The following is a 6,441-nucleotide window of genomic DNA, read 5'->3' as shown; positions in this document are numbered from 1 at the left end:
ATTTTTGAAGTTGAATTACTAGAAACTATGCCAACAAAATAATTTAATTTATTAAATTTAAAAAAGCACTAATTTTTCAATTGAAAATTGGTGCTTTTTTTATTATCATAGTTAAAAAAAACTAAAATTGTATTTTGTAAGTAGTTTTTCATTAATTTCACATAACTAATATGTTAAAAATGTTGCGAAATCGGTTTATTTCTCTTAACTTTATTACAGCTTACAGCTTACAGCTTACAGCTTACAGCTTACAGCTTACAGCTTACAGCTTTACAAAAAGACAAAAAATATTTAATTTTTAAAAATCAAAAATCAAAGAAGGTTATTGTGGGACGTTTTACTAATTGAAACCCACTTTAATCAAATAAAATTGGTTTGACTTTAAAAAAACAACTTTTAAATATTTTAAAATGCCAGAAATAAAAAATCAAAATACACTATATCGTTTCGTTTCATTAAGAAGTCCAGAACTTTTAAATGTAGAAAATCAAGAAAAACGTTTTGTTTTTCATCCTGAAAATTTCAAGAAATTAGCTGACACAACTGGAGTTTTTTTTAATGCTGTAAAAACCAAACCAGTTACACAATCTAAAAGACAAGCATTAGAAATTGCAGCAACTACTTTTTCAGCTACTGCCTATCAGAACAAAGTTGAAGTTGAATCAATTAACCTTAATTTTTTTAAAGTTTCAGATTGGTTAATGCGAAATAAAAGCCAAGCAACTACTGATGAAATACTTGCTAAAGTAGAAACTTTAACACCACTTCAAAACGGTATAGTTTTAAATCTTTGGGACAATTATTTTTATCAAATACTTACTCAGAAAGATTTTTATATAAAAGAAAGTATTAATCAACTTTTAATTTTACAAAATCTAATTACAAACATTCAAAACTTAACAACAGTAATTGAAAAATCAGAATTTCTTATTCAATTGTCAAATGCAACTGTAGTTTTGCCTTCTTCAATTTTTGATGAACAAGTTACAACTGATTCTCAAAATATAGAAAATGATATAGCAAAATATACAAGTAAACAAATACTTGATGCTCAAGAAAATTTATTATCAAGTTCAGTTATTGACGAATTGCAAAATCTGATTTTAGAAATTCAAACAGCTTCTAAAGTTTATTCTAGAGAATACCAAATCAATTTTGATAAAGATTATCTAATTCATCAAGATAGTATAAATCCACTTTTAATTGACTATGAAAGAGCATACATTATCTCTAAAAAAGCATTGTGTGCAAATCCTCGTGATGCTAACTATGATCCTGAGGATTTTTGTAATCAACCACAAGTAGAGTATCCAAAATTACCTGAATTTATCTTTGAATATCCCAAAGAAGCAGATTCTGATTTTTTTAAAAATAATCTTTCTGTTACTAATTTCCAACTTTTAACTTCAATTATAAATCTTGACCAATTTGAAACTTTTGATCAAGTAATAAATAAAATTGAAGATATAAAAAAAGTACAGCACACCAATATTGTTTCTAAAACTCAATTCTCACAAAAAGTGGTAACAATTGGAGATGCTGTTATTCCTGTTGGAGCAAATAGTACTAAAATTGATGATTTTACTTTTAATATTTGTAGTAAAAATGTAAATGGAAAATTTAATCCATACATGACCATTCAAGTTCCAAATACTAGTTATATACTTACATCGATTGTATATGATTTAGGATTTATCAATGGTACACATATTACTGATGGCGCAGGAACTATTTCTGCATTAGCAAATACTATTTCTATTTTTAATATGTTTGGCATTGGCGATGAAATTACTGAAGCACAAAATGATACTATTAAAAGTTTTAGTGGTACACTAAATTTTACAAATGGAATGACAAAGAAATTTAAAATTAAACCGTTTAGTTTCAGTTTTAATAGTTGTACTCGTGGTTTTTTAGCAGATTTAAATAGTGTTATCAATCAAGCAAATAATCAAAATGACTTTAAACCAAAAGGTTTTGGTTTTCGCCAATTGGGTATTGCAGATTATAAAAAAGTAGTTTCTCATGTTTGTTGTTATGATGCTGGCGAAGTTGCTCACATTGAAAACATAATGGCTAAAGAATTAAGAAGTAAAACAACAACTTCTTTTCATCAAACTCAAACTACACAAACTGATAGTGTTGAAGTTGAAACCGAAAAATTGACTGATACAACATCTACAGAGCGTTTTGAAATGCAAACTGAGATTGCCAAAATCATGCAAGAAGATAAAAACTTTACAACAAATGTTAATGCAAAATATTCTTATGGCGATACTTTTAGTTTAGATGCCAGCGCAAGTTATGCAACTAATGTTTCTAAAGAAGAAAGTAACAGACAAGCCGTTATTCAAGGAAAAGAGCTTACCCAAAGAGCTTCAGAAAGAATTGTTTCTCGTGTAAAATCGGAAAAAATTGTAAAAGTAACTGATGAGTTTACCGAAGAAAATGTTCATGCCTTTGACAATCGTTTAGGAGAAAACCATGTTTCTGGAGTATTCCGTTTTATTAATGCAACCTATAAAAATCAAATTTTCAATTACGGTAAAAGATTAATGTATGAATTTATGGTACCACAACCAAGCAAGTTTCATCGTTTGGGAATGGAAGTTAGTAAAATAGCCGAAAATGCAATTGTTCTAGAAAAACCAATTGATCCAAGAACAGTTGGATATGCCAATTTTACAAACATTTCTGAGGCAAATTATCAAGCATTGGCTTCTACTTATGAGGTTGAAGTAAACACACATCCTAAGAAATTTATATTTGCCAATAAAACTATTTCAACAGTAAAATTTGGTGGTTTAGAAGTTATTGAAGGTTCGTATGATATCACTATAGAAAAAGGATATAAACCAACTATTGCAAAGCTTAAATTTGCTGCCAAAACAGATACTAATACTACTGAACCTCACACGGCTAATATTTCTTTTGGAAACCATAATTTAATTAAACAAGGTTCATATGCTAATATAACACAAAATGATTTGTTGGGTTTTAAACCTTTAGGACACATTTTAGATGAATTTACTGATAAAGTAAGTTTTAGTTATGCTTTAGGAAATTATCATTCTTGTAGCATATCACTTTCTGTAAAAACAGAACCTACCGAAGAAACTATCTTGGCATGGAAAAAAGAAACTTTCGAAAAAATTATTGCTGGCTATAAAGCCCAACTAGAAAAATATAATGAAAATTTAGCATCAGCCAAAGCAACAGGTGTTCAAATTACCGAAAGTAACCCATTATTTTATCGACAAATAGAGCAACTTGTGTTAAGAAAAAATTGTATCTCCTATTTAATAGACGATACAAACACAGCTTCAAACAGACGATTTGGACGAAAAATGTATAACAACAATCCTACTTTTACAAATCATCAAGTTAGTGTTACACAAGACATGGACGATTATGGCAGCTTTGCCAAATTTATGGAACAAGCATTTGACTGGAACTTAATGAGCTATAACTTTTATCCTTTTTATTGGGGTAATCGAGATGATTGGGACGAATTATTCCAAACCGAGATTAACGACCCAATTTTTAGAAACTTTATGCAAGCCGGAATGTGCCGAGTTATTGTAACCGTAAAACCAGGATTTGAAAAGGCAGTTATGCATTATATGAACTTTGGACAAATATGGAATGGCGGACAAATGCCAATTCTTGGTGACCCATTATATTTATCAATTGTTGATGAGCTAAAAGAGCAAGAATATACAGTTGAAGAAACATGGGAAACTGTTGTGCCAACTTCACTAATTGCATTACAAAACAGTGGTGTTGCTGTTGATGCAACTGGCTTACCTTGTGGCGATGGATGCGAGAATCATGCTGTAAACGGATTAATACCAAATTTAAATAAATTGGGTTTAGCCACTGAACCTATTAAATAACCAAATTATACTAGTTTGTGAGTGTAACGCTCACAAACTAGTTATTAATAAAAAGTAAAAATATGTCACCAGAAACAGTAGCAAGGTTGCGCGGTATGGGAATTGAACTTGATGAAGGTTATGATTTTCTTGCTAGTGCGTTACAGAAAAGTCGACAGAAAAGTGAAAATCAAACTTTCTCAATACAAAGTATTAGAGTTATTCCAAAAAGCGAATATAAATTTGGTGAAACAATTGAATTAGAAATTACTTCAAAAGGTATAAAAAATCAAAACATTAATTTCAAAATTCAAGTTTTCGATGACGATAGTGAAGCCGGTGTTGGAAAAGATATTCCATTAACAACAATAAATACACCTGCAAACAATAATTTAATTAAAGTAAAAATTCCTTTTACTTTAAAAATGCAGGATTTGGCATTTAGAACTTTTGAAGGAGAAAAAGTGGATTGCTATTTTAAAGTAAGCTATCAAAGTAATCAATATTCTGAATCGATTGAAAGTGAAAGAATTGAAGTTTCAAGAAATGAAAGTTTAGATTATACAGAATATTATGGTCAACAAATAGGAACACCGATAAATACATCAAGTCTAGCACATAAAAAAGCTATACTTGTTTTAAATGAAAAATCACAAACTATTGCATTTATTCTACCCGATGAAAAATTATTTATTTGGGTTAATGATGGAAAATTTCAAGGTTATTTTGAAGATGGTATAAAAGCAAATAAATCAACTTACGATTCCTATGTAACAGATAAAATTAGTAGAAAAACAGAACCTATATCTTGGGGTATATATCTTTCATCAAGAGATTCAGGAGAATTTGTTTTAAATTTAATTGATGATCCTAAAGCCACATTAACAGGACTTGGCAAAGCATTAACCAAAATCGTAACATTAGATTTTGATATAGAAAAAGTTTGGGAAAGAATCCAAAAAGCAGATGCTACAGATGCGTCATATGTAGTTTCTTGTATAATGATGGCTCGTATGGCAAGCGGACCTTCTAAAGGTTTGATTAATGGTGTAAAAAAAGCTTTTCCAGCTATTGCAAAAAAAGACTTGCACAAATTAGCAGAAATAATTGAGTATTATGCTGCAAGGTCAGCAAATAAATTATATGCTGGTGCTGGTGGTGCAATATTAACTTGGACAGAAATACTTATTATATTTGTAAAAGCTTTAAAATTTGAAGCTAAAATAACCCAAGAACTATTAAAAAAATATCCTTTAACCGATGGCTACATTCACATTACGAGGCTATATCTTAAAGTTAATAATGTAGTTTCAATAGCAGATAATTGTATTTTTAATACCAACACTGGCAAATGGATATTAAATGAAACTAAATATGGTATAGCAAATAAACTTCGTAAAAACCAACAAGTAATTGAGAATGCTATCAAGGCTCATGGGTTTCTAGAAATAAGAACCGTTACAAATAAATTGCCAAAAATAATACAAGAACCTCCATATAATATTGCTCAAGGAAGTTCTATAAAAATTTCAGAAATATTACGCTCTCATAGTATGGATGTAAAAATTACTAATGAAACAATAAAATCAACGTGGCCATAATGGAAGAAGAATTATATATTACAAAAAAACAAGTAGTTCAAGTAATTAGCAATTATTTAGAACCAGTAATGACAGAATATGGTTTTAAATGGATAAAAACCAAAGATGAATTTGTCAAAAAAAATAACGAATGGTCTTTTCATATTTTATTAAATTCAAAAAATTTTTGGCCTTTGAAACAGGAATTTAACATTCCTATTTCAATCGTAAATCAAAAAGTTAATAAAATTCGAATGAAAATTTTTAATAACATTAAATCTAATGAACCTTTATTTCATAAATGGTTAGTTTTGCCTAATTCAAACGAACTAGAACATAAGGAGCTCTATACTATTGAAGATATTGAAATTGCAAAAATAGAATCTTTGAAAATAATTAAAAATGAAGGTTTGCCATTTTTTGCATGTAACAGCACATTAGAACAAATAGCAGAATACAGTAAGGAAAAAAATTATTCAGTAGCATTGATTTCGTCAAAATTGTTTAAAGAATCAGTTTATGAGTCAAATAAAATTCAAATAATAGGATCAGATATTTTTAGAAAATGTGATTTGGATTATAGAAGTAATATCGAAAAACTTATTAAATTGTTAGACGAAATGTGACCTGAAAGTGAACGTTGTACAGTTAATATATTAAAATCTAATTTTGAATTAAAAGATTCCCAGCTGGGAAGGACAAGGTTATTATGGTGAAATGAATATCCGTGCACCTAAAACTAGTTCAAGAAGAGTTTGGGCATATGCATCTCAATACTTTCATTTACAAAATCAATGTAAGGTAAAGAATGTTTTAGTAAAAGAATTTAAGGCAGAATTTAAAAATTCTAACGGAATAAGAGACATTACAGGTTATATATATAATTTTAATGAAATTTATGATTAACTAAATTTAACTACGAGGTCAAATACCATCGCAGAGCATAAAGAACAATTTATAATTCGCAGAGATAAGTGTTATTCCTC

General features: G+C 28.8%; 4 protein-coding genes. All 4 read left to right on the top strand.

The window, feature by feature from the left end; all coding sequences use genetic code 11:
• The first annotated feature begins 410 nt into the window (after positions 1-410).
• The 4 genes from ACH2BO_RS02070 (at position 411) to ACH2BO_RS02055 (ending at position 6,361) form a co-directional block, all read left to right on the top strand.
• Positions 411-3,896, top strand: a complete 3,486-nt coding sequence (locus ACH2BO_RS02070; RefSeq protein ID WP_395043103.1) for a hypothetical protein — start codon at positions 411-413, stop codon at positions 3,894-3,896.
• Between the two features lie 62 nt (positions 3,897-3,958).
• Entirely contained in the window at positions 3,959-5,476 is a 1,518-nt protein-coding gene (locus tag ACH2BO_RS02065; RefSeq protein WP_395043102.1) for a hypothetical protein, read from the top strand.
• Positions 5,476-6,081, top strand: coding sequence for a hypothetical protein (locus ACH2BO_RS02060; protein ID WP_395043101.1), 606 nt, complete (start codon positions 5,476-5,478; stop codon positions 6,079-6,081). Before ACH2BO_RS02065 ends, ACH2BO_RS02060 begins: the two co-directional genes overlap by 1 nt.
• 91 nt (positions 6,082-6,172) lie before the next feature.
• Positions 6,173-6,361 (top strand): hypothetical protein, encoded by a 189-nt coding sequence (locus ACH2BO_RS02055; protein ID WP_395043100.1) that lies wholly within the window; start codon positions 6,173-6,175, stop codon positions 6,359-6,361.
• The last annotated feature ends 80 nt before the right edge of the window (positions 6,362-6,441 follow it).

It is taken from the genome of Flavobacterium sp., from assembly GCF_043773265.1.
In the GTDB taxonomy this organism is placed as follows: domain Bacteria; phylum Bacteroidota; class Bacteroidia; order Flavobacteriales; family Flavobacteriaceae; genus Flavobacterium.
This window is presented reverse-complemented; position numbering and strand designations above follow the sequence as displayed.

Excerpts from the sequence above, each read along its gene's own strand:
- ACH2BO_RS02070 (WP_395043103.1), top strand. The coding sequence starts at position 411 with ATGCCAGAAATAAAAAATCAAAATACACTATATCGTTTCGTTTCATTA.
- ACH2BO_RS02065 (WP_395043102.1), top strand. The coding sequence starts at position 3,959 with ATGTCACCAGAAACAGTAGCAAGGTTGCGCGGTATGGGAATTGAACTT.
- ACH2BO_RS02060 (WP_395043101.1), top strand. The coding sequence starts at position 5,476 with ATGGAAGAAGAATTATATATTACAAAAAAACAAGTAGTTCAAGTAATT.
- ACH2BO_RS02055 (WP_395043100.1), top strand. The coding sequence starts at position 6,173 with ATGAATATCCGTGCACCTAAAACTAGTTCAAGAAGAGTTTGGGCATAT.